Below are 1,680 nucleotides of genomic sequence, written 5' to 3' on the forward strand. Positions count from 1 at the left end.
CGCCCCCCCGCCATCGCCGTACTCTCAACTCCTGGTACTGGCTGGGCTGGTGGGTCCAGCCCGTGCTGGAGAACGGGCGCGATCTGCTGCTCGCCCACGCCTCGCACTGGCTGGACGGCCGGCATGTACCGGAGCTGGACCGGGCGCTGGCGGGACTGCCGCCCGTGGACGCCGATCCGCAGGTGCGGTTCCTGCACGCCTGCCGCGCCTATCTGGTCAAGGACTGGGACCAGCTCGTACGCCATACCGAGCCGCTCGTCAACGATCCGCTGCTGGGCATCGAGGCAGGCCTCTTCGGCGGGATGGCCCGGGTCCGGCTGGAGATGTACGGGCAGGCCCTGCCGCTGCTGTCCACCGCGCTGATGCGCTGCCGCAGCGAACAGCCCCAGCGCAAGGAGCTGCGGTACTGGCTGGCCCGCGCCCATGAGGGCACCGGGCGCAGCGCCGCCGCCTTACCTCTCTACCGGGCCGTGCACCGGCTCGATCCGGCGTTCATGGACACGGCGGCCCGGCTGGCCGCGATCACCGACTTCGACGGCTACGAAGGACCGGACGATCCGGTGGGACTGGCCTCGGTGGCACTGGCCGGCTTCGGCCAGGACGCGGCGGACGCGCAGGGCGAGAGCGAGGAGCCGGCCGGCTCGGACGTACTGCTCGGCCGCGAGAGCCCGCCCGTGATGGGCGGCTCGGTCCCGGCACCGGCGCGCGACGACGTACGGGAGAAGGTGCCGCCGCCCACACAGCCGGCCCAGCCCAGGTTCCCGGAGGGCCCGACCGATCCGGCGCTACTCGCCGAGGCGCTGGCCGAGCTGGAGCGGATGGTCGGTCTGGAGCCGGTGAAACGCCAGGTCAAGGCGATCTCCGCGCAGCTCAACATGGCCCGGCTCCGGGCCGGCGAGGGACTGCCCGTCCAGCCGCCGAAACGTCACTTTGTCTTCTCCGGTCCCTCGGGCACCGGCAAGACCACCGTCGCGCGCATCCTCGGCCGGATCTTCTACGCCCTCGGGCTGCTCGGCGGCGACCATCTGGTCGAGGCCCAGCGGGCGGATCTGGTGGGCGAGTTCCTGGGACAGACCGCGGTCAAGGCGAACGAGCTGATCGACTCCGCGATCGGCGGTGTGCTCTTCGTCGACGAGGCGTACAGCCTCTCCAACTCCGGATACACCAAGGGCGACGCGTATGGCGACGAGGCCCTCCAGGTACTGCTGAAGCGCGCCGAGGACAACCGGGACCATCTCGTGGTCATCCTCGCCGGCTACCCGGAGGGCATGGACCGGCTGCTGGCCACCAATCCGGGCCTCTCGTCCCGTTTCACCAGCCGCGTCGACTTCCCCAGCTACCGTCCGCTGGAGCTGACCGCCATCGGCCGTGTACTGGCCTCGGAGAACGGCGACCTCTGGGACGAGGAGTCCGTGGACGAGCTGCTGTCGATCAGCGGGCACGTCGTGGACCAGGGCTGGATCGACGAACTGGGCAACGGCCGCTTTGTCCGCACGCTGTACGAGAAGAGCTGCGCGTACCGGGATCTGCGCCTCTCGGGCTACACCGGCACGCCCACCCGCGACGACCTGGCGACGCTACGCCTGCCGGACCTCATGCAGGCGTACGGAGAGGTGCTCTCGGGCCGAGGGACGGCGCCGCCGGGCGGTGCGCCGCCCGCCTAGGAGGCCGCCGAGCGGC

The 1,680-nt window shown here is 71.4% G+C and carries 1 protein-coding gene; it reads left to right on the forward strand.

What is annotated here, in order from left to right:
* Positions 1 to 1,664 (forward strand): AAA family ATPase (locus GA0115259_RS33065; protein WP_107469327.1); only part of this gene is annotated, 1,664 nt, incomplete at its 5' end.
* Between the last annotated feature and the right edge of the window lie 16 nt (positions 1,665 to 1,680).

The organism is Streptomyces sp. MnatMP-M17, from assembly GCF_900091995.1.
Taxonomy (GTDB): Bacteria; Actinomycetota; Actinomycetes; order Streptomycetales; family Streptomycetaceae; genus Streptomyces.